Genomic DNA, 533 nt, shown 5'->3' with positions numbered 1-533 from the left:
ATGGTGTCGTCGCTGACCGGCATGCCGAGTCGCTGCATCAACCGCTCGCCAGGACGGCCACCAGCGCTGTGGCCAAGCAGGCCGACAATCTCAACGACCCTCGTTGTCCGGCGCGCATAAGGAACAGCGACCGACGGCAGACGGTCGGTAAATGTTCGGCGCTCACATTTCCGATTTGCGCATCGCCAGCGGCTCAGCAGGAGCTTCACCGTCACGGACTTGCCCTGGACTGGCAGATCCTGGAGGCTGCGGTTGGAGCAGCCGTGCCTACTTCGACTTCGCCGACCACAATCGGGGCAAATGCCGATCGTGGATCCGGCGGCGGAAACAACCCATCTGTCATCATCAGTGAGCGCGACACCCAGAATTCTAACCCCTGGGCCGGGCGACCATTTCGATTTCCTCTGCATGCCCGCCCATAGCGATATTCTCGCTAGGGTCGAAACCCAATCAGGGTATTGAAGGTCCGTAGCAAATCAGATTCCCTGCCGTCGTTTTGGGATGGAGGCGATGATGAGCAGGCTTTTCTGGCT

The 533-nt window shown here is 59.8% G+C and carries 1 protein-coding gene; it reads right to left on the bottom strand.

All coding sequences use genetic code 11. The annotated features are described in order from the left end of the window. Positions 1 to 410, bottom strand: a 410-nt coding sequence (locus V1479_RS26140) for a transposase family protein (protein ID WP_368805381.1), incomplete at its 3' end; no start/stop codon positions are given. Positions 411 to 533: the final 123 nt, after the last annotated feature.

Origin of the sequence: Neoaquamicrobium sediminum (genome assembly GCF_040970315.1) — a bacterium.
GTDB classification, from domain to species: Bacteria; Pseudomonadota; Alphaproteobacteria; order Rhizobiales; family Rhizobiaceae; genus Aerobium; species Aerobium sediminum.
The sequence above is the reverse complement of the archived record's forward strand: the minus strand, read 5'-3'. Positions and strand labels throughout refer to the sequence as shown.